Annotated in this window: 26 protein-coding genes; 13 read left to right on the top strand and 13 right to left on the bottom strand. The window is 71.9% G+C overall.

Going from position 1 to position 21,773, the window contains the following annotated elements; all coding sequences use genetic code 11:
- Positions 1-71 precede the first annotated feature (71 nt).
- Both nagB and GGE06_RS19930 read right to left on the bottom strand, forming a co-directional pair.
- A complete protein-coding gene (gene nagB, locus GGE06_RS19935; protein ID WP_116158913.1) occupies positions 72-857 on the bottom strand; it encodes a glucosamine-6-phosphate deaminase in 786 nt (261 codons plus the stop codon).
- Positions 858-1,247: 390 nt separating this feature from the next.
- Positions 1,248-2,012, bottom strand: a complete 765-nt coding sequence (locus GGE06_RS19930; RefSeq protein ID WP_116158912.1) for an SDR family oxidoreductase — start codon at positions 2,010-2,012, stop codon at positions 1,248-1,250.
- 83 nt (positions 2,013-2,095) lie between these two features.
- On the opposite strand from GGE06_RS19930, the gene GGE06_RS19925 reads away from it, so the two are divergent.
- Together GGE06_RS19925 and GGE06_RS19920 are read left to right on the top strand one after the other, a co-directional pair.
- On the top strand, positions 2,096-2,722 hold the full coding sequence (locus tag GGE06_RS19925; protein WP_184931384.1) for a TetR/AcrR family transcriptional regulator: 627 nt from the start codon (positions 2,096-2,098) through the stop codon (positions 2,720-2,722).
- A 319-nt stretch (positions 2,723-3,041) separates the two neighbouring features.
- Positions 3,042-4,508 (top strand): sensor histidine kinase, encoded by a 1,467-nt coding sequence (locus tag GGE06_RS19920; RefSeq protein ID WP_116158910.1) that lies wholly within the window; start codon positions 3,042-3,044, stop codon positions 4,506-4,508.
- Positions 4,509-4,667: 159 nt separating this feature from the next.
- Here the strand turns inward: GGE06_RS19920 and GGE06_RS19915 are convergent, their stop codons facing one another.
- Entirely contained in the window at positions 4,668-4,925 is a 258-nt protein-coding gene (locus tag GGE06_RS19915) for a WhiB family transcriptional regulator (protein WP_003953983.1), read from the bottom strand.
- 317 nt (positions 4,926-5,242) lie between these two features.
- A complete protein-coding gene (locus GGE06_RS19910) occupies positions 5,243-6,211 on the bottom strand; it encodes a diacylglycerol/lipid kinase family protein (protein WP_116158909.1) in 969 nt (322 codons plus the stop codon).
- Positions 6,212-6,386: 175 nt separating this feature from the next.
- Here GGE06_RS19910 and GGE06_RS19905 point away from each other — a divergent pair, with 175 nt between their 5' ends.
- Positions 6,387-6,803, top strand: a complete 417-nt coding sequence (locus GGE06_RS19905; protein WP_116158908.1) for a hypothetical protein — start codon at positions 6,387-6,389, stop codon at positions 6,801-6,803.
- A 1-nt stretch (position 6,804) separates the two neighbouring features.
- Here the strand turns inward: GGE06_RS19905 and GGE06_RS19900 are convergent, their stop codons facing one another.
- The 3 genes from GGE06_RS19900 to GGE06_RS19890 all read right to left on the bottom strand — a co-directional run bounded on the left by GGE06_RS19900 (position 6,805) and on the right by GGE06_RS19890 (position 8,762).
- Complete coding sequence (locus GGE06_RS19900; protein WP_184931383.1) at positions 6,805-7,797, bottom strand: RNA polymerase sigma factor SigF; 993 nt, start codon at positions 7,795-7,797, stop codon at positions 6,805-6,807.
- Positions 7,794-8,207 carry an ATP-binding protein gene (locus GGE06_RS19895; protein WP_019889334.1) on the bottom strand — a complete coding sequence of 138 codons (414 nt, stop codon included), beginning with the start codon at positions 8,205-8,207 and terminating at the stop codon, positions 7,794-7,796. The genes GGE06_RS19900 and GGE06_RS19895 overlap by 4 nt, the downstream gene beginning before the upstream one ends.
- Before the next feature lie 294 nt (positions 8,208-8,501).
- Entirely contained in the window at positions 8,502-8,762 is a 261-nt protein-coding gene (locus GGE06_RS19890) for a UBP-type zinc finger domain-containing protein (protein WP_116158906.1), read from the bottom strand.
- Between the two features lie 39 nt (positions 8,763-8,801).
- Between GGE06_RS19890 and GGE06_RS19885 the strand changes: the two genes are divergently transcribed.
- Positions 8,802-10,394: a Na+/H+ antiporter gene (locus GGE06_RS19885; protein ID WP_184931382.1), complete on the top strand. Its 1,593-nt coding sequence runs from the start codon at positions 8,802-8,804 to the stop codon at positions 10,392-10,394.
- 59 nt (positions 10,395-10,453) lie between these two features.
- Here GGE06_RS19885 and GGE06_RS19880 read toward each other — a convergent pair whose 3' ends face one another.
- Complete coding sequence (locus tag GGE06_RS19880) at positions 10,454-11,347, bottom strand: 1-aminocyclopropane-1-carboxylate deaminase/D-cysteine desulfhydrase (RefSeq protein ID WP_184931381.1); 894 nt, start codon at positions 11,345-11,347, stop codon at positions 10,454-10,456.
- Positions 11,348-11,428: 81 nt separating this feature from the next.
- Positions 11,429-12,019, bottom strand: coding sequence for a peptidoglycan recognition protein family protein (locus GGE06_RS19875; RefSeq protein WP_116158903.1), 591 nt, complete (start codon positions 12,017-12,019; stop codon positions 11,429-11,431).
- Positions 12,020-12,273: 254 nt separating this feature from the next.
- On the opposite strand from GGE06_RS19875, the gene GGE06_RS19870 reads away from it, so the two are divergent.
- Positions 12,274-13,689 carry a family 2B encapsulin nanocompartment shell protein gene (locus GGE06_RS19870; protein ID WP_116158902.1) on the top strand — a complete coding sequence of 472 codons (1,416 nt, stop codon included), beginning with the start codon at positions 12,274-12,276 and terminating at the stop codon, positions 13,687-13,689.
- 121 nt (positions 13,690-13,810) lie between these two features.
- A complete protein-coding gene (locus tag GGE06_RS19865) occupies positions 13,811-14,854 on the top strand; it encodes a family 2 encapsulin nanocompartment cargo protein polyprenyl transferase (RefSeq protein WP_184931433.1) in 1,044 nt (347 codons plus the stop codon).
- Here GGE06_RS19865 and GGE06_RS19860 read toward each other — a convergent pair whose 3' ends face one another.
- Positions 14,855-15,430: a TetR/AcrR family transcriptional regulator gene (locus tag GGE06_RS19860; protein ID WP_184931380.1), complete on the bottom strand. Its 576-nt coding sequence runs from the start codon at positions 15,428-15,430 to the stop codon at positions 14,855-14,857.
- A 105-nt stretch (positions 15,431-15,535) separates the two neighbouring features.
- On the opposite strand from GGE06_RS19860, the gene GGE06_RS19855 reads away from it, so the two are divergent.
- Genes GGE06_RS19855 through GGE06_RS19845 form a run of 3 tightly spaced genes read left to right on the top strand, consistent with a single transcriptional unit; the run spans position 15,536 to position 16,870 of the window.
- Positions 15,536-16,117 carry a dihydrofolate reductase family protein gene (locus GGE06_RS19855; protein ID WP_116158899.1) on the top strand — a complete coding sequence of 194 codons (582 nt, stop codon included), beginning with the start codon at positions 15,536-15,538 and terminating at the stop codon, positions 16,115-16,117.
- Positions 16,118-16,168: 51 nt separating this feature from the next.
- A complete protein-coding gene (locus tag GGE06_RS19850; RefSeq protein ID WP_116158898.1) occupies positions 16,169-16,408 on the top strand; it encodes a hypothetical protein in 240 nt (79 codons plus the stop codon).
- 42 nt (positions 16,409-16,450) lie between these two features.
- On the top strand, positions 16,451-16,870 hold the full coding sequence (locus tag GGE06_RS19845; protein WP_116158897.1) for a DUF6304 family protein: 420 nt from the start codon (positions 16,451-16,453) through the stop codon (positions 16,868-16,870).
- A gap of 116 nt (positions 16,871-16,986) precedes the next feature.
- On the opposite strand, the gene snpA is transcribed toward GGE06_RS19845, so the two are convergent.
- Positions 16,987-17,622 (bottom strand): snapalysin, encoded by a 636-nt coding sequence (snpA, locus tag GGE06_RS19840; protein ID WP_116158896.1) that lies wholly within the window; start codon positions 17,620-17,622, stop codon positions 16,987-16,989.
- Between the two features lie 184 nt (positions 17,623-17,806).
- Between snpA and GGE06_RS19835 the strand changes: the two genes are divergently transcribed.
- Complete coding sequence (locus tag GGE06_RS19835) at positions 17,807-18,775, top strand: LysR family transcriptional regulator (RefSeq protein ID WP_184931379.1); 969 nt, start codon at positions 17,807-17,809, stop codon at positions 18,773-18,775.
- Positions 18,772-19,248 (top strand): GNAT family N-acetyltransferase, encoded by a 477-nt coding sequence (locus GGE06_RS19830; protein WP_116158895.1) that lies wholly within the window; start codon positions 18,772-18,774, stop codon positions 19,246-19,248. Before GGE06_RS19835 ends, GGE06_RS19830 begins: the two co-directional genes overlap by 4 nt.
- A gap of 100 nt (positions 19,249-19,348) precedes the next feature.
- Here GGE06_RS19830 and sodN read toward each other — a convergent pair whose 3' ends face one another.
- Entirely contained in the window at positions 19,349-19,744 is a 396-nt protein-coding gene (gene sodN / locus GGE06_RS19825) for a superoxide dismutase, Ni (protein ID WP_041131199.1), read from the bottom strand.
- Positions 19,745-19,905: 161 nt separating this feature from the next.
- On the opposite strand from sodN, the gene sodX reads away from it, so the two are divergent.
- Positions 19,906-20,343 carry a nickel-type superoxide dismutase maturation protease gene (gene sodX / locus GGE06_RS19820; protein ID WP_116158877.1) on the top strand — a complete coding sequence of 146 codons (438 nt, stop codon included), beginning with the start codon at positions 19,906-19,908 and terminating at the stop codon, positions 20,341-20,343.
- Here sodX and GGE06_RS19815 read toward each other — a convergent pair.
- Entirely contained in the window at positions 20,247-20,876 is a 630-nt protein-coding gene (locus GGE06_RS19815) for a CGNR zinc finger domain-containing protein (RefSeq protein ID WP_116158876.1), read from the bottom strand. The two genes, sodX and GGE06_RS19815, sit on opposite strands and share 97 nt — an antisense overlap.
- A gap of 94 nt (positions 20,877-20,970) precedes the next feature.
- Between GGE06_RS19815 and GGE06_RS19810 the strand changes: the two genes are divergently transcribed.
- On the top strand, positions 20,971-21,720 hold the full coding sequence (locus tag GGE06_RS19810; protein ID WP_116158875.1) for a class I SAM-dependent methyltransferase: 750 nt from the start codon (positions 20,971-20,973) through the stop codon (positions 21,718-21,720).
- The last annotated feature ends 53 nt before the right edge of the window (positions 21,721-21,773 follow it).

The following is a 21,773-nucleotide window of genomic DNA, read 5'->3' as shown; positions in this document are numbered from 1 at the left end:
GGGGCGTACGGGAAAGGGGCCCGGTACCTGGAGGTGATTCCAGGTGCCGGGCCCCTTCGCGTACGTACCTCTCAGATGCCCTGCCAGGAGGGCTTGTTCGCGAAGGTGTGGCGGAAGTAGTCCGCGAGCTTCAGCTTGGAGGCGGCCGCCTCGTCCACGACCACCGTGGCGTGCGGGTGCAGCTGGAGCGCGGAGGCCGGCACGAGCGCCGCCACCGGGCCCTCGACGGTCTGCGCCACGGCCTCCGCCTTGCCCTCGCCGGTGGCGAGCAGCACCAGGTGGCGAGCCTCCAGGATGGTGCCGATGCCCTGGGTGATGACGTGGTGCGGCACCTGCTCTATGTCGTTGTCGAAGAAGCGGGCGTTGTCCACGCGGGTCTGTTCGGTGAGCGTCTTGATGCGGGTGCGGGAGGCGAGCGAGGAGCACGGCTCGTTGAAGCCGATGTGCCCGTCGGTGCCGATGCCGAGGATCTGCAGGTCCACGCCACCGGCCTCGGCCAGCGCCCTGTCGTAGGCCTCGCAGGCCGCCAGGACGTCCTCGGCGGAGCCGTCGGGGCCCATGAAGGCCTCGGGGGAGAGCCCGAGCGGCTCGACGACCTGGCGGAGCACGGTGGAGCGGTACGACTCCGGGTGCCCCGCGGGCAGGCCGACGTACTCGTCGAGCTGGGCGATCCGCGCCCGGGAGGCGTCCACGGCGCCGGCGGAGACCTGGGCGACAAGGGCGTCGTAGATCGGGATCGGGGTCGAGCCCGTGGCCACGCCGAGCAGCGCGTCGGGCTTGCGGCGCAGGAGGTCGGCGATGCCGTCCGCGATGAGCTCGCCGCCGGCCTTGGCGTCCTTGACGATGACAACTTCCACGCTGTGCCTGCCGATCTGGTGAGGGGCTGCTGAAAGGACCGTGTGGTATAGACCAATCTAAGTCCAAATCTAGCAGAGGGGAGGCCTTCCCCTCATGCCGTTCCGCCCCGCGGACGGCACCGCCTCCATCGTCGGTCGCCCCCGCCCCACCAGCCACTCGAACCCCGCCGGAGCCCCGGCGCCGGGCCGACTCGGGCCCCACGTCAGACCGGAGCGGACCCCCGCGTCACACCGCCCCGCGCGCCGCGGCTCAGGCCGGTCCGGACCTCCGCGTCACACCGCCCCCACGCCGCGGCTCAGGCCGGTCCGGAGCCGCGCCTCACACCGCCCCGCGCCCTGCGGCTCAGGTCGGTCCGGACCCCCGCACCAGACCGGCCCCGGGTGCCCCCGTCAGGCCAGTGAGCCTCCCGTCGCGTCGATCCAGTCGCCCGTCACCCAGCGGGCGTCGTCGGAGGCCAGGAAGGCCACCACGTCCGCTATCTCCGGCGGCGTCCCGACCGCGCCCAGCGTCGACATCGCCGCCGCCCCGGCCCACGCCTCCTCGTTCCCCCGCAGCCAGCCCGCGTTGATGTCCGTGTCGACGATCCCCGGCGCCACCGCGTTGACCGTGATCCCGCGCGGGCCGAGCACCTTTGACAGATAGCGCGTGAAGACGTCCAGCGCGCCCTTCGACATCGCGTACGCCATCAGGTCCGGCATGGCCGCCGCCCTGCTCAGGCCCGTCGAGACGTTGATGATCCGGCCGCCGTCCCGCAGTCGCTCCGCCCCCAGCTGCGCCAGGAAGAACGGCGCCTTCGTGTTGACCGCGAAGATCCGGTCGTACTCCTCGTCACCGATCGTCGCGAACGGCTGCGACGCCCCGATCCCCGCGTTGTTCACCAGGATGTCCAGGCCGTCCGCGTGCGCGTCGAAGGCCCGCCACAGCGCCGCCGCGTCCCCCGGCACCCCCAGCTCCTGACCCACCGCGAAGGCCGAGCCGCCGGCCGCCTCGATCGCGGCGACCGTGTCCTTCGCCGCCGCCTCGTTCGTCCCGTAGTGCACCGCGACCCGCGCGCCCTCGCGGCCGAGCCGCTCGGCGATCCCCCGTCCGATGCCCCGGCTCCCGCCCGTGACCAGCGCCGTCTTCCCGGCCAGCCTTCCGTCGAGCACGCCCATGGCGACGCCCCCCTCTTTCTGTAGTGGTCGTTACGTAAAGACCGTACCCCATGATTCGTAACGAGCGCTATAGAATTCACTCCATGGTGACGAGACAGCGCGGCCGCCCCCGCTCCTTCGACCGGCTCACGGCCCTGGAGCAGGCGACGATGGCCTTCTGGGAGCACGGCTACGAGACGACCTCCGTCTCCGACCTCACGCGCGTCATGGGCATCAGCGCGCCCAGCCTCTACGCGGCCTTCGGCGACAAGAAGACGCTGTTCGAGGAGGTCGTCGAGGCCTACGCGCTCGGTTACGGGGCCTACGGCAGCCGTGCCTTCGCCGAGGAGCCGACCGCCCGCGCCGCCGTGGGGCGCATGCTGCGCGAGGCCGCCGTGGTCTTCACCGAGCCCGGCCATCCGCACGGCTGCCTGATGATCTCGGCCGCCGTGAACTGCTCGACCCCGGAGGTCGAGGAGGCCCTGCGCGCCCGGCGCAACGACAACCTGGCCGCGTTCGAGAACCGCATCCGCCAAGACGTGGAGGCGGGCGAGCTTCCGCCGGGCACCGACCCGCACGCGCTGGCCCGGCTGGCCGGCGCCGTCCTCCAGGGCATGTCCCTGCAGGCCCGCGACGGGGCGACGGCCGAGGAGCTGACGGCGGTGGCGGACGCGGCGATGCGGGCCTGGCCCACGGCCCGAGGCGGGGAAGTCGAACCGAAGGGGCCCTGAAGCACCCGCGGGCCGCGGCGCCTGGCGGGACCCTCGGCCCGCCCGGCACCGCAGCCCGGAGTAGCTCGGCCGGGGGTGTGCGGTCCCTCGGCCGTGTGGGAGGTCTCGGCGCAGTCAGGGCAGAGAGCGCCGGGTACCTCGTTCCATCCTCCTGTGCGGGGAGGATGGAGGCTCTGTGTTTTTCATTGTGGACTAGACCATTCTTGTCTGTCCATCCACAGGAACGCGGTGTTTCCCGGCCCATCCTCCAACACGCAGCCCCGGAGATCCAGGTTCACGGCCCCTGTAATTCCGCAGGTACGCTCGCACCGTGCCCTCCATGAACGACCTCGTCCGCCAGCACACCGCCCTGAGCGACTCCGACCTCGAGTGGCTCCATCTGCTGGTGTCGGAGTGGCAGCTGCTCTCCGACCTCTCCTTCGCCGACCTCGTGCTCTGGGTCCCGACCCTCGACGGCACGCGGTACGTCTCCGTGGCCCAGATGCGGCCCAACACCGGCCCCACCTCCTACCAGGACGACATGGTCGGCCACCTGGTCCCGCGAGGCCGCCGTCCGCTGCTCGACGCCGCCCTCGACGAGGGCCGGATCGTCCGCGAGGGCGACCCGGAGTGGCGCGAGGAGGTTCCGGTCCGGGTCGAGTCCATCCCCGTGCGCCGCGAGGGCCGGGTCCTCGGCGTCATCGCCCGCAACACCAACCTGCTGACCGTGCGCACCCCCTCCCGCCTGGAGCTCACCTACCTCCAGTCGGCCTCCGACCTCGCGCAGATGATCGCTGCCGGAACGTTCCCCTTCCCCGGCGAGCAGGTCGACATGGACTCCTCGCCGCGCGCCGGCGACGGTCTCGTCCGCCTCGACGCCGAGGGCGTCGTCCAGTACGCCTCGCCGAACGCGCTCTCCGCGTACCACCGGCTCGGTCTCGCCGCCGACCTGGTCGGCCAGGACCTCGGCCAGATCACCGCCGAACTCGCCCCCTCCCGGGGCCCGGTGGACGAGGCCCTGGTCAAGCTGGCCTCCGGCTACGCGCCCCGCGAGTTCGAGGTCGAGGGCAACGGCGGGGTGATCCAGCTGCGGGCGATCCCGCTCAAGCCCAAGGGCACCCGCATCGGTTCGCTCGTCCTGCTCCGGGACGTCACCGAACTGCGTCGCCGCGAGCGCGAGTTGATCACCAAGGACGCCACCATCCGGGAGATCCACCACCGGGTGAAGAACAACCTCCAGACGGTGGCCGCCCTGCTCCGCCTCCAGGCCCGCCGGATGGACTCCGACCGGGGCCGCGAAGCCCTCAACGAGGCCGTGCGGCGCGTCGGTTCGATCGCGATCGTCCATGAGACGCTGTCCCAGAACCTGGACGAGCGCGTCCAGTTCGACGAGATCGCCGACCGGGTCATCGCGATGGTCGCCGAGATCTCCCCGGGCAAGGTCACCTGCCGGCGCAACGGCCGCTTCGGCATCCTCGACGCCGAGGTCGCCACCCCGCTCTCCATGGTCCTCACCGAGATCCTGCAGAACGCTCTCGAACACGCCTTCGCGCAGGGGGAGCAGGGAACGGTCGAGGTCAGCGCCGTCCGCGGCGAGAGCCGGACGGACGCCCGACTCCTGATCACGGTCCAGGACGACGGCCGCGGTCTGCCCGAGGGCTTCGACCCGCAGCGGGCCGGCAACCTCGGCCTGCAGATCGTGCGGACGCTCGTCGAGGGCGAGCTCGGCGGCAGCTTCGACATGCAGCCGGGGACCGAGCGCGGCACGAAGGTGGTCCTCGACATCCCCGTACAGCCCCAGAAGTGAAGCGAGTTCAGCGAGCCCGCGAGTTCACAGCAGCGAGCCCCGGACCGAAGAGAATCGGTCCGGGGCTCGAATGCTGTGGGTTACTGCTGCGTGCTGCGGCTCGAAGGCGGTGATTGCGTACGCGGTGTACGCGCCGCTGCCTCAGGCTGTGCAGGTGGCTCAGGCGCTGGCGTTACGCGCCCGGTTGCGAGCGGCACGGCGCTTCATCGCGCGGCGCTCGTCCTCGCTGAGGCCACCCCAGACGCCGGAGTCCTGACCGGACTCGAGCGCCCACTGCAGGCACTGCTCCATGACGGGGCAGCGGCGGCAGACGGCCTTGGCTTCCTCGATCTGCAGCAGCGCAGGACCGGTGTTGCCGATGGGGAAGAACAGCTCGGGGTCTTCCTCACGACAAACGGCGTTGTGACGCCAGTCCATGGCTGCTACCTCTCTCAGTGTTTCGTGCGAGTTGCTTGTGAATGTGAACGCTTTCACGAATCCCCCCGCAAGGGAAGGGCCGACTGCCAGGAGAACTGGTGTGGTCCTTGTGCTGAGGAGGGGTTCTGGCTCTCAGTGGAGGCCGGTCTTGCGGGCCGTCCCGATCGCCAAGAAGAGACTCCCAAACCCCAGCAACGGATACAACCCCTTCCGGAAAGTTTTTTTTGATTCCTCGGTGTCGGCTAGGTCACAGCCGTACTTCTAAGGGGTGGATGCGCGCCTAAACGTTCGAGTGAAAGGACTTTGGGCCCTTCCACTCACACAATCACACGCAGTGCACGGCGTACGCCTGTGAACGTCACGCTCGTACGCAGTCCGAGGTGGTCTCCGTCCATCTGCAGGGGGAGGGGAACCTTCGAATGCAAGGTGAAGTCGGTCAGGTCGTGCAGAGACACGGCATGCTTGCCGCGCGGACCCCGTTCCGGGGTCGAGGTGAGCAGCTGGGTGGCGTACCGGGCCACCGCCGGAGTGGAGAGCCGGCGCAGCCCGAGCACGTCGAGCGCCGTCTCGAAGGACGCCTCCGGGGACGCGTACACCGGACGATTGCCCAGGTAGGTCCAGGGGGAGGTGTTGCAGATTATGGAGAGGACGAGGTCCTCGACCGGCTCCGCGCCCGGGCGCTCCAGGGTGATCGTGCCGTGCCGGCGGTTCGGCTCCTCCAGGAACTGGCGCACCACCTGACGCAGATAGAGGGCGTGCGTCGACCTCTTCCCGCGCTCGCGCTGCTGTTCGACCCGGCCGATGACGCTCGCGTCGAAACCGAGTCCGGCACAGAACGTGAACCAGCGTTCGGGCACCGACTCGTCCTCGGTGCCCGGCGTCCCGGACGCGAGCCCGAGGCTCACCGTGCGTGTCCGCCGCTCACGCAGCGCGTCGAGCAGGGCGCCGGTCGCCTCCACGGCGTCGTTCGGCAGTCCGAGGGCGCGGGCGAAGACGTTGGTCGAGCCGCCGGGGACGACCGCGAGGCTCGGCAGCCGGTCCGGATCGGGGCCGCCGTGCAGCAGTCCGTTGACGACCTCGTTCACCGTGCCGTCCCCGCCGAGGGCCACGACCAGGTCGATGTTCCCGGCCTCGGCGGCCCGCCGGCCCAGGTCGCGCGCGTGCCCGCGGTACTCGGTGGTGACGGCCTCCAGCTTCATCTCGCTGGCCAGCGCGTGGATGAGCACGTCACGGGTGCGGGCACTGGTGGTGGTGGCTGCCGGGTTGACCACGAGAAGTGCGCGCATGAGCGCCAGCGTACCTACCCGGCGGTACCGGGCGCAGTCCAGGCCCGACGGGTGGACACGCCGGTCCCGGGCCCCGGGGCCGCACTGCCCGACCGGCGGGCGCGCACCGGGCCGGGGCCCTGACCCCCTACCCGGTGCCCCCGGGGCACCGGGCGCCCCGGTTACCCTGCCCTCTATGAGCAGTGCGGAGCAGACCCCCCGGCCCACCCGTCTCGCCGCCGCCGCGGCCGTCGCCGGGGTCGAGGCCCTCGGGCTTGTCGCCGGTGGTGTGTACATGGCGGTGAACGCCCTGACCGGGACGGCCGGCGACCTCACCGGCGCCGTCATGGGCGCGGTCACGCTCGTCGCCCTCGGTCTGATCCCGCTCGTGGCCGCGCGCGGCCTGTGGCTGCGCCGCTCCTGGAGCCGCGGCCCGGCCGTCATCACCCAGATCCTGGCCCTGCCCGTCGCCTGGCAGATGCTCCAGGCGAACAGCGTGATGATCCCGGCCGGCATCGTCCTGGGCGTCCTCGCGGTGACCGGGCTCGTCCTCCTCGTGAACCCGGCCACGACCGAGGCGCTCGGCATCCGGCGCCCCGGCCAGGAGGCCTGACCTACTCCTCCACCAGAAGCTTCTCCCTCAGCTGCGCCAGGGTCCGCGCCAGCAGCCGGGACACGTGCATCTGGGAGATGCCGACCTCCTGCGCGATCTGCGACTGGGTCATGTTCCCGAAGAAGCGAAGCAGCAGGATCCGCTTCTCCCGCGGCGGCAGGTCCTCCAGGAGCGGCTTGAGCGACTCGCGGTACTCGACCCCCTCCAGGGCCTCGTCCTCCGCGCCCAGCGTGTCCGCCACCGCCGGCGACTCGTCGTCGGTGTCGGGGACGTCCAGGGAGAGCGTCGAGTAGGCGTTGGCCGACTCCAGCCCCTCCAGGACCTCCTCCTCGGAGATCCCGAGCCGCTCCGCCAGCTCGTGCACCGTCGGCGAGCGGCCGTGCTGCTGCGAGAGCTCGGCGGTCGCCGTGGTGAGCGAGAGCCGCAGCTCCTGGAGCCGGCGCGGCACCCGGACCGCCCACCCCTTGTCACGGAAGTGGCGCTTGATCTCGCCGACGACCGTCGGCGTCGCGTACGTGGAGAACTCCACCCCGCGCTCCGGGTCGAACCGGTCGACCGACTTGATCAGGCCGATCGTCGCCACCTGGGTCAGGTCGTCCAGCGGCTCGCCGCGGTTGCGGAAGCGCCGCGCCAGGTGCTCCACGAGCGGCAGGTGCATCCGTACCAGCCGGTTGCGCAGCTCCGCCTTCTCCGGGGAGCCCTCGGGCAGCTCGCGCAGCTCGATGAAGAGGGCGCGGGCGCCGCTCCGGTCGTGCGGGTCCGGGGCGGCGTCGTCCTCGTCGCCGTCCTCGGCCGCAGCCTTGTCCGAAGCCTCGGCCGGCGTCTCCTCGGCCTCGTCGGGGATCCGCGGCCCGGGAGCCGCGGAGGCCTCCGCCGTCCCGGGAACCTCGGGGTGCTGCTCGTGCTCGCTCATCTGGTCCGCCTGCTCCGTAGCGACCCTGTTCGGCCGCGCCTGCTGCTCAGGGATGCCGGCCGTCGCGTCCCCGCTCCTCACGCCGGGCCTGGCCCCGCGCCGCGCTGTTTGTACAGGCTGATCGAGACCGTACGGTCATCGGCCACCGACGACTCCACCTTTCCGGCCAGCGCCGACAGCACGGTCCACGCGAAGGTGTCCCGCTCCGGCGCCCTGCCGTCGGTCGTCGGTGCGGAGACGGTCACGTCGAGGGAGTCGTCGACCAGCCGGAAGACACAGCTGAGGACGGACCCCGGCACGGCCTGCTGGAGCAGGATGGCGCAGGCCTCGTCGACCGCGATCCGCAAGTCCTCGATCTCGTCGAGGGTGAAGTCCAAGCGCGCCGCGAGACCGGCCGTGGCCGTACGCAGCACGGACAGATAGGCACCCGCAGCGGGCAGCCGGACTTCCACGAAGTCCTGGGTCCCGGGCTCGCCTGCGATCTGGGACACCCTCACCTCCAAGGTGGCACAAGCTCATTCGGGGCTCGGGGGGAGAGCCCCCGAACCGGGCGGTACGCAGGGAGCCTGCGCGGTCCGCCGTGACGCTATCGCGATCCATCCTGCCGTGTCGCCGTGAGCCCCGGAGACCAGGGCTTCCTCGCCCTGCTCCCGGAGACCCGGCCTCGGAGACCCCGCCCCGGAGACCCGGCCCCGGAGCCGCGGCCCCGACCCGGCAGTCGCGGAGACCCTCGGCCCCCACCCCGGCGGCCGCGGAGACCCGCGGAGGGTTGACGTACCCAACCGTCAGACGATCGAACCGTCGACGAAGCACCAGCGCCAGGCCTCGCCCGGCTCGAAGGTCCGCATCACCGGATGCCCGGTCGTGGAGAAGTGCCCCGTCGCGTGCCGCCCCGGCGAGGAGTCGCAGCAGCCCACGTGCCCGCAGCCCAGGCAGAGCCGCAGCTGGACCGGGTGCGTGCCGTCCGACAGGCATTCGAGGCAGGTCTCGGTCAGCGGCGCCGGCTCGGGGCGCGGGATTTCGGCTACGTGCAGGCACTCGCTCATGATGGCCAGGTTACGTTGCGGCACGGAACGGGGTCGGGCATGGACGCACTACAGCTGGTGGCACTGGTGGCGGCGAGCGCGGCCGTGGCCGGGTTCGCCCGCAGGTCCCCGGTGCCCGCCCCGCTGCTCCTGGTAGCCGTCGGCCTCATCGCCTCGTACCTGCCGGGGGTCCCCGACTACACCCTCGATCCGCACATCGTGCTGCCGCTGATCCTGCCCCCGCTCCTCTACACGGCCGCCGTCGACTCCTCGTACCTCGACCTGCGGGCCAACATCCGGCCCGTCGCGCTGCTCTCCGTCGGGTACGTCCTCTTCGCCACCGTGGCCGTGGGCTGGCTCGCGTACCTCCTCGTGCCCGACCTGCCGCTCACCGCCGCCCTCGTGCTCGGCGCCGTGATCGCCCCGCCGGACGCGGTCGCCGCCACCGCCATCGCCCGCAGGCTCGGCCTGCCGAACCGGATCACCACGATCCTCCAGGGCGAGTCCCTCGTGAACGACGCCACCGCGATCACCGCGTACAAGGTGGCCCTCGCGGCCGCCGTGGGGGAGGGCATCAGCTGGGCGGGAGGCTTCGGGGAGTTCCTGCTCGCCGCGGTCGGCGGCATCGGCGTCGGTCTGGTCCTGATGGTGCCGATCCACTGGCTGCGCACGCACCTGCGTGAGGCCCTGCTCCAGAACACCCTCTCCCTGCTGATCCCGTTCATCGCGTACGCCGCCGCCGAGGAGGTCGGCGCCTCCGGCGTGCTCGCGGTCGTCGTGGTCGGCCTCTTCCTCGGCCACAAGGCCTGGCAGGTCGACTTCGCCACCCGGCTCCAGGAGGAGGCCGTCTGGAAGATGGTCGCCTTCATCCTGGAGTCCGCCGTCTTCGCCCTGATCGGCCTCCAGCTGCCCTTCGTCGTCCAGGGGCTCGGGCCGTACGGGGTCGGGGAGGCGGCCTGGTACGCGGTCGGGGTCTTCGTCGCCGTGGTCGTCGTCCGGTTCGTCTGGGTCTACCCCGCGACCTTCCTGCCCCGCTGGATGTCCGCGCGCATCCGGGAGCGGGAGCCCGAGGTGGACTGGCGGGCGCCGCTCGTCGTCGGCTGGGCCGGCATGCGCGGCGTGGTCTCCCTGGCGATCGCCTTCTCCATCCCCGTCCTCATCGACGGCGAGGAGTTCCCGGCCCGGAACCTCGTCCTCTTCCTCACCTTCACCACCGTGATCGGCACCCTCGTCGTGCAGGGCCTCACCCTGCCGCCCCTGATCCGGCTCCTGAAGCTCCCCGGACGGGACAGGTACACCGAGACGCTGGCCGAGGCGCAGGCCCAGAGCGAGGCCTCGCGCGCCGCCGAGGAACGCCTCGACGAGCTCCTCGCCGACGAGCGCAACGCCCTGCCGAAACCCCTCGTCGACCGGCTGCGCACGGTCCTGGAGCGCCGCCGCAACTCCGTGTGGGAGCGCCTCGGCGCGGTCAACGAGGTCACCGGGGAGACCGCGGACGACACCTACCGGCGCCTCTCGCGCGAGGTGATCGACGCCGAACGCGAGGTCTTCGTACGGCTGCGCGACGCCCGCCGCATCGACGACGAGATGATGCGCAGCCTGCTCCGCCGCCTCGACCTGGAGGAGGCGGCGGCCTACCGGGAGACGGACTGACGGACCGGTGGGTCCTGCCCGGCGGATCATGGCCGGGGGCCGGGGGCCGGGGGCCGGCTCTAGGCGGCCTCCGGCGCTCCCGTGATCACCGCCGCGAGCCGGGTGCCGGCAGGGAAGGCGCCCTCCTCCGCGAGGGCCGTCAGGCCGTACAGCATTTTGGCGACATACAGTCGCTCGATGGCGAGTCCATGCCGCGCCTCGAAGTCCTGTGCGAACGCTTCCAGAGCGGGGGGTACGCGCGCGTACCCCCCGCCGTGGAAGCGCTCGTCCAGGGTCCAGTCCCCGCGCGGTCCGCCGAAGGCCGCCTCCTGGAGCGCCCGGACCTCCCCGCCGAGGAAGCCTCCCCTGAGCACCGGGACACCGAGGATCCGGCCTTCGAAGCCGGCCGCGAGCCCCGCCAGGGTGCCGCCCGTGCCGCAGGCGACGGCGGCCACGTCGGCGAGGCCGGCGAGCTCGCGGCCCAGCTCCACGCACCCGTGGACGGCGAGCGTGTTGCTGCCGCCCTCCGGGACCACGTACGCGTGGGCGGGGGCCCGCTCCAGGAGCGCGGCGAGCGTGGCCGGGTCGTTCTTCGCGCGGTACGTGGCCCGGTCCACGAACTCGAGACGCATCCCGTCCGCCGCGCACCGCGCGAGGGACGGGTTCAGCGGCCGCCCGGCCAGCTCGTCGCCGCGGACCACCCCGACCGTCGGGAAGCCGAGCAGCCGGCCGGCGGCGGCCGTCGCCCGCAGGTGGTTCGAGTACGCGCCGCCGAAGGTGAGCACGGGCCGGCCGGCCGCCTCGCGCAGGTTGAGCGTGAGCTTGCGCCACTTGTTGCCGGGCAGGTCCGGGTGGATCAGGTCCTCGCGCTTCAGCAGCAGCGTGAGGCCGCGCCGGGTGAAGCGCTCGTCCTCCACCGGCTCCAGGGGCGAGGGGAGCCGGGGCCGCAGGTGGGAGAGGTCGAGCGCGTTCACCCGGCCATTCTCGCCGCTCCCCGGCCGGGTCCGATCGGGAGGCACCCCGCGACCGGACCTGCTCGTGAAGCACCCCTGGGGTCAGCGCAGCCGGTCCGCGATCCGCTCCCGCATCGACGCCATCGTGAACCCGCGCGGGTCCACCTTGCCCGGCTGCCATTCCAGGTGCCCGATGACCGAGCGGTGCGTCCAGCCGTGCACCCGGCAGACGGCGGCCGCCGCCTTCGCGATGGCCTCCAGCTGGACCTTCGGCCACGGGTCCTCGCCGTCGCCGAGGTTCTCGCACTCGAAGCCGTAGAAGTGCCGGTTGCCGTCCGTGGTGGCCTCGTCGTCCGGCGGCAGCCGCCGCTCGGCGATGACCGCGCGGAGGACCTCGTCGTCGCCGAGCCCCGCGTGGTTGGCGCGCCCGTAGCCGACGAGGTGGACCGTGCCGTCCTTGGCGATCACGCCGTGGCAGAGCGGCCCCGGCAGGGCCTCGTAACCGTCCCGGCAGATCCGGACCGTGCGGGCGGTGCCGCGGGTCACGGTGTGGTGGATCATCACGCCGTTCACCGGGCCCCAGGGGCCCTTGTGGTTGCGGTTGTGGGTGGACCAGTCGCCGACCTGGACGACCGTGAGTCCCTCGTCGCGCAGCGCGCGGAGGAACCTGTCCGCGGACATGGGTGAGGACATGACCGACTCCTTCCGGAGGACGGGGTGAGCTTCCGGAGTACCGGATTCCGCCACTCCACCGCCATCCGTTCGAACCGCGTGCGAGCCGATCCGGTCAGATCGTCAGGAGACGTGCGGGGCTGCGCTGTTCGGATGGAAATCGCGTGACATGCCCCGAAGATCATCGAACAGTCCCACTCGAAAGTGTAATGGCGTCGACACGCTCCGTGCTGAAAGGCTTCACTCGAAGACTCAGGCATACGAGAGGGAGTTCCATGTCCGTTGGTTCGGTTGGCGACGAGGTCCGTGCGGAGCAGCAGGCCCCGCAGCAGAGTCTCGGCACCGCCGCCGCGCGGAACCTCGCCACGACCACCAAGTCGGCCCCGCAGATGCAGGAGATCACCTCCCGGTGGCTGCTGCGGACGCTGCCGTGGGTCCAGGTGCAGGGCGGCACGTACCGGGTGAACCGGAGGCTCAGCTACTCCGTGGGTGACGGCCGCGTCACCTTCGTGCAGACCGGCGAGCGCGTCGCGGTGATCCCCGCGGAACTCGGTGAACTCCCCGCCCTGCGCGGCTACGAGGACGAGAGCGCGCTGACCGAGCTCGCGTCCCGCTGCACCCAGCGGGAGTTCGCGGCGGGCGAGGTCATCGCCGTCGCGGGCGCCCCCACCGACCGGGTGTACCTCCTCGCGCACGGCCGCATCGAGCAGATCGGCGAGGGGCCCTACGGCGACGAGGCCGTGCTCGGCGTCCTCGCCGACGGCGCCTACCTCGGCGAGGACGCCCTGCTCGACGAGGACGCCACCTGGGACTGGACGGCCCGGGCCGCCACCGCCTGCACGGTCCTGGAGCTCACCCGCAGCGACGTGCGGAACCTCGCGGAGCGGGCCGGCTCGCTCGCCGCCCACCTCGCGGGCGTGGCCTCGATGCCCGAGCAGCGCACCAACACGTACGGCGAGGCCGCGATCGACCTCTCCGCCGGCCACGTAGGCGAGGCGGTCGTCCCGCACACCTTCGTCGACTACGACGCCTCGCCCCGCGAGTACGAGCTGAGCGTCGCCCAGACCGTGCTGAAGGTCCACAGCCGCGTCGCCGACCTCTACAACCAGCCGATGAACCAGACCGAGCAGCAGTTGCGGCTCACGGTCGAGGCGCTCCGCGAGCGCCAGGAGCACGAGCTCATCAACAACAAGGAGTTCGGCCTCCTCTCCAACTGCGACTACGGGCAGCGGATCCAGCCGCACGACGGCGCCCCCAGCCCGGACGACATGGACGAGCTGCTCTCCCGCCGCCGGGGCTCCAAGATGTTCCTCGCCCACCCGCGCGCCATCGCCGCCTTCGGCCGCGAGCTCAACAAGCGCGGCCTGGTGCCCGAGACGATCGAGATCGCGGGCAACCGCATCCCGACCTGGCGCGGTGTGCCGATCTACCCGTGCAACAAGATCCCGGTCTCGGACGCCCGGACCACCTCGATCATCTGCATGCGTACCGGCGAGGCCGACCAGGGCGTGATCGGTCTGCACCAGACCGGCCTCCCCGACGAGATCGAGCCGAGCCTCTCCGTCCGCTTCATGGGCATCGACGAGCAGGCGATCATCTCCTACCTCGTCACGGCCTACTACTCGGCGGCGATCCTCGTCCCGGACGCCCTGGGCGTCCTGGAGAACGTCGAGGTCAGCCGCTGGCGTTGAGCCGGCGACACCCGGGGGCGGGCACCGAACCGGCCCGCCCTCGGGTGCTCCCCGCCCGCCACGGCTCGTGCCGGCTCGCGTCGGCGAATCGGCGAAGGATACGAAGGAAATCACCGTGACCATGACCAGCACGGATGCCGTCGCCGATGGCCAGGGGGCCGTGACGCTCCTGGACCGGACGCGTACCGCCGTCAATCCCCAACTGCGCTCGACCGTCGAGTCCCTGCCGGACTCCATGAGGCGCGTGGCGATGTACCACTTCGGCTGGGAGCGCGCCGACGGCACCCCGGACGCGGGGCAGTCGGGCAAGGCGATCCGGCCCGCCCTGGTCCTCGCGGCGGCCCGCGCGCTCGGCGCCGACGAGACCCGGGCCGTGAAGGCCGCGGCGGCCGTGGAGCTCGCGCACAACTTCACCCTGCTCCACGACGACATCGTCGACGAGGACCCGACCCGGCGGCACCGGCCCACCGCCTGGACCGTCTTCGGGATCCCCGACGCCCTCATGGCCGGCGACGCGATGAGCGCGCTCGCCCTGCGGCTGCTCGCCGAGGACCCCCACCCCGCCTCGGCGGCGGCCGCGGCACGCCTGGCCGCCTGCGTCATCGAGCTGTGCGCCGGCCAGCAGGCCGACTGCGCCTTCGAGCAGCGCGACCCGCGCGAGGTCTCCCTCGACGAGTGCCTGGCCATGGCCACCGCCAAGACGGGCGCGCTGCTCGGCTGCTCCTGCGCCCTCGGCGCGCTCTACGCGGGCGCGGGGGAGGAGGAGGTCGCGGCGATGGACGCCTTCGGCCGGGAGGCCGGTCTCGCCTTCCAGCTGATCGACGACCTCATCGGCATCTGGGGCGACCCGGACCGCACGGGCAAGCCGGCCGGCGCCGACCTCGTCGCCCACAAGAAGTCGCTTCCCGTGGTGGCGGCGCTCACCTCCGGCACCGCAGCCGGGGAGGAGCTGGCCGAGCTGTACTCCCGCCCGACCCTCGACGCGGCGGCGGTACGGGCGGCGGCGGACGCCGTCGAGCGGGCCGGCGGCCGTGACTGGGCGCAGGCCCAGGCGGCCGAGCGCATGGGCCGCGCCGTCGAGCACCTCGCCCAGGCGGTGCCGGACCTGTCGGCGGCGGAGGACCTGCTCGCCCTCGCGGAGTTCGTCACGCGGCGCACGCGCTGATCAGATCTCCGGGACGATCCGGGTGACCACGGTCTCGATCATGTCGTCCAGATCCCGGTCGCCGAGGACCCCGGGGACGGTGAAGTGGTCGAGGAGCAGTCCGGTGAGGGCGAAGTACAGCAGCCGGACCGTGTCCGCGTCCCCGGGCATCCCGGCGGCGAGGTGCCCCTGGATGTTCGCCTCCAGGTCGGAGCGGAGCACCTGGGTGAGCTGGGTCCTCAGCTCGGGCCGGCGGACGGCTTCGAGGCGGAGCTCGAAGAGCCCGAGGTAGCAGGTGCGCTCGGCGGCGAGCCGCCGGGCGATCCAGCGCATCAGGTCGAGCACCAGTTCCCGGCTGGGCGCGGGGGCCATGGCGGTCTCCGCGTCGACCGGGTCCGGGGTCAGCCGGACGAAGATCCGGTCGCCGACCTGGGAGAGCAGCTGGTCCCGGTCGCTGAAGTAGTTGGACGAGGTGCCCGTGGGGACCCCCGCCCGGGCGTCGACCGCCCGGAAGGTCAGCCCGCGGGCACCTTCGTCGGCCAGGACCTCGATCGCGGCGTCGAGCAGGCTCGTACGGCGTTCCGGGTTTCTCGCCACGTCGGACTCCCTCGAAATAAATGTCTTGCGTAACCACTACAGATGAAGCACTATAACTGTCGTGGTTGCGAACGCGGCCGCACTCCTGAGACGAAGAGGAACGGTTTGCGCAAGCTCACGTACTACATCGCCTGCACCATCGACGGCTTCATCGGCGACCCCGAGGGTGACGCCACCTCCATGTTCACGTTCACGACCGGCGAGTACATGGCGGCCATGAGCGCCGAGTACCCCGAGACCATCCCGACGCAGGCGCGGGAGGTGTTCGGGGTCGACGCCGAGAACAAGCACTACGACACCCTCATCCAGGGCAGGCGGTCGTACCAGCTCGCCCTCGACATCGGCGTCACCAGCCCGTACAACCATCTGCGCGAGTTCGTGGTCACCCGCTCGCTCACCGAGTCGCCCCACCCCAACGTCGAGCTGATCGCCGACGACCTGGTGGGCCGGGTCCGCGAGCTCAAGGCCGAGGACAGCCCGCTGGGCATCTACCTCTGCGGCGGCTCCACCATCGCCGGTGAGCTCATCGAGGAGATCGACGAGCTGGTCATCAAGACCTACCCGCAGGTCTACGGCTCCGGCATGCCGATGTTCGGCGCCGGCTTCGAGCCCCGCGACTTCGAGCTGGGCGAGGTGCGCGCCTTCGACAACGGCGTGCTCGTCCGGACGTACACCAGGAAGCGGTAGCGCCGGTGCCGGCGGTGGGCGGCGTCGCGCGGGGCGACCTACCCTGGATGCATGGGTGAGGAGACGCACCGCACGACGCGGGACCCCCTCGTCGAGCGGCACTGCCCGGCCTGCGGTGAACCGCTCGGCACGGTGGCCACCCGGCACAAGGTCCTCGGGGCCTGGGTGCCGGAGTGGGAGGTGCAGCCCTGCCGCAACCCCGACTGCCCGCTCTACGAGGGTGCGGAAGCCGCTACCACGCACGTGACCGGCAAGAACGGCGAGATCGGGAGAAGTCCGGCCCCGGGGTGACCGGACGCGCGGCGGAGCCGGTCAGACCGCTACAGTCCGCGCATGTCATCGGAGTCGACAGAAGTCTGGACCGGCTGGTACCGGGACCGCAGCGGCGCGGAAGCGATCGTCATCACGGCCGACGGGCGGCACGTCGCCACCCGGATCAGGGGGATCGAGTACACGGGCGAGAGCTTCGCCGCGCTCAGTGCCGCCGACGAGGGCGGGCGGGCCCTCACGGGCTGCGTCCTGGAGTGGGACCTGCCGCTCCCCGTCGTCGTGGACGGCGCCGCCCAGCAGGCCACGCTGGCCTGCCTGCTGACGCTCGGTGAGCGCGCCGACCTCAGCCTGACGCTGCACTACGGCGGCGCCGCCTTCGAGGCGTGTGTCGCGGGGGGCGATTTCGACGGAGCCCTGGAGCGGGTACGGAGCCAGCTGCCGCCCGGCGCGGACTTCGGCCGCAGGCTCCTCCAGACGGCCTGAGACCGGGCGGCCTGAGGTCAGACGGCCTGAGGTCAGACGGCCTGAGGCCAGGCGGCTTGAGACGGCGAACGGTGGCGCCCCGGGGAGGGGGCGCCACCGTCGTACGCGACTCCTGGTCAGCCCTTGAACGCGGAGGCGAGACCGTAACGCCACAACTGGTCGACGCGGGACCGCTCCTGCGCGTTCGGCTGGGCGTTCTGGCAGGACGTGCCGGGGCCGCCGCCCGACATCAACTCGCTGCACGGGCCGCTGTAGTGGTCCGGGAGCCCGAGGACGTGCCCGGTCTCGTGGGCCGTGACCCGGGTCGAGTTGTACTGCTGGTTCTGCCGGTAGTCGAGGAAGATGTAGCCGCTGCCGTGGCCGTCGGTGCTGGCGTACGAGCCGCGGGAGTCGTTGCCCTCGTAGTACGCGAAGTCGGGGTTGCTGCCCTCGACGAGCCGGACGTTCGCCACCGAGCTGTTCCATATCTGGGCCGAGCGGGCGATCTGGGTGCGGAAGCTCGGCGCGTTGGCGGTGCTGTAGACGACGGTGACGGCGGTCGCGCCGGGGACGGCGGCCCGCTTCTTCGCCACCGACTTCACGACGGCGTCGAAGAAGGCCTGGTTGGCCTTGGCCTCCTCGGCCGAACCGGCGTAGTTCCGTGTGAGGGTGCCCGTGCCGACCGCTGCCGCCGGGGCCGTACCGAGGGAAGCGGCGAGACCGAGACCGAGGGCGGCGGTCAGCACGGAGGTGAGGACCTTGGGGTGACGCATGGGGGGCTCCTCCTGTTGGTGTCGGGGAGAGTCTCGGGGGAGCGGGCCCGCGCGGGGATGATGCCAACCGCCGATAACCCCACGGCATCACGAGATCCAGGCCACCCAACTACCCTGAATTCAAAGGGAATTGAGGGCGTCTGGTCATCTGGTGCGACTCCATGCCCCGCCCTACCCTCGGGGCATGGAGCTGGAGGTGAGACACCTGCGCGCGCTCTGCGCCATCGCGGACGCGGGAAGCCTGCACAAGGCGGCCCGGCAACTCGGCGTCAGCCAGCCCTCGTTGACCACCCAGCTGCGCCGGATCGAGAACTCCCTCGGCGCCGAACTCTTCTCCCGCGGCCGCACCGGCTGCCGCCCCACCCCGCTCGGCCGTTCCCTGCTCAGCCGGGCCCGGCCCCTGGTCGCCGACATGGCCGCGCTCGTCACCGAGACCCGGGCGGCGGCCGCCCGCGCCGACGGGCCCGGGCTCCGCGTCGGCTCCACCGCCAGCCGGGCGCTCCCGGGCTGGCTGCGCCGGCTCCGGCAGCGACTGCCGGACACGGACGTCGGCCTCCGGGTGGACGTCTCCGCCAACGCGCTGCTGCGCACGGTCGCCGCCGGGCAGCTCGACGTGGCCTTCGTGCACGAGGTGGAGGGCTGCCCCCTACGGGTCCCCGAAGGCCTGACGGGCCGGATCCTCGTGGACCGCGAACCGCAGTTCATCTCCATGGCCCACGACCACCCGGCCGCCGCCCGCCCCGTCGTGGACCTCGCCGACCTCGCCGCCGACCACTGGATGGTCGACCCGACCGTCGACGGCGAATGGGACGGCCTCCGACGGGTCCTCGACGCCGCCGGCATCGACCCGCCCCTGCTGCACGGCGACTACCACACGGCCGCCTCGCTCATCGTCCTCGGCGAGGCCGTCGCCCCCTGCCAGCCCACCTCGGGCCCGCGCGAGGACATGGCCATCCGGCCCCTGCGCGGCGACCCGCTGGGCGTCCGGCTCCTCCTCTACGCCCGTCCGGGGGCACCCCTGGACGTCCTGTACGCCGAACTCGCGGCGGCCTACCGGGAGGTGGCCCTGCGGGCGGCCCCGTACCGCGAGTGGCTCCGCCGGCAGGGCGAGACGGCCATGCTGTCGGTGGGACCGTGCATGATGACCGTATGAGCGAAGATCCCGGCCAGGCAGAGGTACGCCACGCACGCCCGGAGGATCTCCCCCGCGTCGTCGAACTCATCACCGAACACGCCGCGTACGAGAAGGCCGCACCCCCGGCCCCGGGCCTGACGGACCGCCTCGCCGCCCTCCTCTTCGGCCCCGAGCCGCCCCGCCTCCGCTGCTTCGTGGCCGCCCTCCCCGACGGCACCCTCGCGGGCTACGCCACCTGCGCCCCGGAGCTCTCCACCTGGGACGGCACGGAGTACCTCCACATGGACTGCCTCTACCTCGCGGAACCCTCCCGGGGCCACGGCCTCGGCCCCCTCATGATGGCCGCGATCCGCACAGAGGCCCGCACCCTGGGCCTCCCGGAACTCCAGTGGCAGACCCCCGCCTGGAACGAGAACGCGATCCGCTTCTACGACCGCCTGGGCGCCACCTCGAAGGAGAAACGGCGCTACACGCTGCCGACGGAGGCGTAGGGCGTCCCGAACGCCCCGGCCGTCTCCCGTTCCGTCTCCCGAACGCCCGGAGGGGTACGACCGCCGTGCGGTCGTACCCCTCCGGAAGGGAATCGGAAGGTCAGGCCTTCTTCGTCTCCCAGAAGATGCGGTCGATCTCGGCGATGAGCTCCAGCGCCTTCTCGCCCGTCTTCGGGTCCGTCGACGCCTTGGCGGCCGAGAGGGCCTTCAGGGTGTCGTTGACCAGCTGGTTGAGCTCGGGGTACTTCTCGAAGTGCGGGGCCTTGAAGTAGTCGCTCCAGAGCACCGAGACGTGGTGCTTGGCGAGCTCGGCGCGCTGCTCCTTGATGACCGTGGCGCGCGCGCGGAAGTGCGGGTCCTCGTTGGCCAGGTACTTCTCCTGGACAGCCTTGACGGACTCGGCCTCGATGCGGGCCTGGGCGGGGTCGTACACGCCGCACGGGAGGTCGCAGTGGGCGCTGACCTTCACCTTGGGGGCAAACAGGCGGGAGAGCATTGAGCCGTCCTTCCTCGTGATCGTCTTCTCAGGTGGGACATTACTCGGTGAGAAGGGCGTTTTCGCGGGCGCCCCCTGGGGCTTAGGTCAAAAGTCCAGGGTCAGTATGGGTCGAGTGGACGAGTGAACGAGTCGACTCGGTGTGGAGCGGGAGGTGCCCAGTGACGGGATCGGGGCGGGAGCGGGTGGCCGAGGCGAGTTCGCCGCCGTTCGGGATCGCCGAGGTGACCGGGATTTCCATGGTGCCCACGCTGTTGCACGGGGATCAGTTGCTCGTGCAGTACGGGGCTCGGCTGCGGCCCGGGGTCGTGGCCGTGCTGCGGCATCCGCTCCAGCAGGATCTGCTCATCGTGAAGCGGCTGATCGAGCGACGTGACGGCGGCTGGTGGGTGCTGGGCGACAACCCGGACGCCGAGGGGGACAGCCGGGTCTTCGGGGCCGTACCGCCCGATCTGGTTCTCGGGCGGGTGCGGGCGCGGTACCGGCCGGTGACGCCGGGGCGTCAGCGGTCGCCGGCCGTGATGCTCTCCTGGCTGGTGTCCTCGGTCAGGCCCGTCCGGTCCGACCGCTCGGCCTCCAGGCGCTTGCGGGCCCGGTAGGCGGCCACGTTGGCGCGGGTCGCGCAGCGGTCCGAGCAGTAGCGGCGGGAGCGGTTGGTGGAGGTGTCCAGGTAGGCGTTGCGGCAGGGCGGCGCCTGGCAGAGTCCGAGCCGGTCCGCGCCGAACTCGGTCAGGTGGAAGGCGAGGCCCATCGCCGAGATGGCGGCGTAGCCCGTGGTCGCGTTCGAGGAGTGATCGGCGAGGTGCATGTGCCACCGGGGCCGGCCCTCCTCGTCGAGGGTGTCGTGGCCGGAGATCTGCGGGCTGACGGGGAACTCCAGGAGGAGCGAGTTCAGCAGGTCCACCGCGCCCGTGTGGTTGCCCTCGTCGGCCGCGGCGAAGACCGCCCGGAGGCGGGCCCGCACCGTGCGGAAGCGCGGCAGGTCGGCCTCCGTGACCCTCCTGGCCATCTGCGTGGCGGGGCCGAAGAGGTCCCGGAGCACCTCGACGGAGGTCAGGGCGTCCTTGCTGCGGGCCGGCTCCTCGGTGTTGACCAGACGTACGGCGAAGTCCGAGTAATGGGCCAGTTCCACTTGTAGTCCTTACTTCGGCGGGCTAGTGTCTCGCTCGGAAGGGGTAACGCCTGTTTCCCCTTCGAGGGTATTACGAACGCGGGGAGGACGGGTCATGACCGGAACCGACTGGGCGGGCTGGCAGCAGAGCTGGGACCGTCAGCAGGAGTGGTACATGCCGGACCGTGAGGAGCGGTTCCGCGTGATGCTCGACATGGTCGAGGCGCTGGTGGGACCGAAGCCCCGCGTCCTCGACCTCGCGTGCGGTACGGGGAGTATCACGAGCCGGCTCCTCCGGCGGTTCCCCGACGCGACCAGTATCGGCGTCGACCTCGACCCGGCCCTCCTCGCCATCGCCGAGGGCTCCTTCGCGGGCGACGAGCGCGTCACCTTCGTGACCGCCGACCTCAAGGACCCCTCGTGGGCCGAGAGCCTGCCGTACGGCTCGTACGACGCCGTCCTGACCGCCACCGCCCTCCACTGGCTCCACAGCGAGCCCCTGACCGCCCTCTACGGGCAGCTGGCCGGTCTCGTCCGCGAGGGCGGGGTCTTCATGAACGCCGACCACATGATCGACGAGGCCACGCCCCGCATCAACGCCGCCGAGCGCGCCCAGCGGCACGCCCGCATGGACCGGGAGAAGGCCGCCGGGGTCCTCGACTGGGCCGACTGGTGGGCCCTCGCCGCCCAGGACCCGGTCCTCGCCGGGCCCACCGCCCGCCGCTTCGAGATCTACGGCGAGCACGCCGACGGCGACACGCCCTCGCCCCGCTGGCACGCCGAGGCCCTGCGCGCCGCCGGCTTCGGCGAGGCCCGGCCGGTCTGGTCCTCGCCCTCCGACACCCTCCTCCTCGCCGTGAAGTAGCCCGAGGAGGACGAAGAAGGGGCGGTGCGGGCCTCCCGGCCCGTACCGCCCCT

Source organism: Streptomyces nymphaeiformis (assembly GCF_014203895.1).
In the GTDB taxonomy this organism is placed as follows: domain Bacteria; phylum Actinomycetota; class Actinomycetes; order Streptomycetales; family Streptomycetaceae; genus Streptomyces; species Streptomyces nymphaeiformis.
This window is presented reverse-complemented; position numbering and strand designations above follow the sequence as displayed.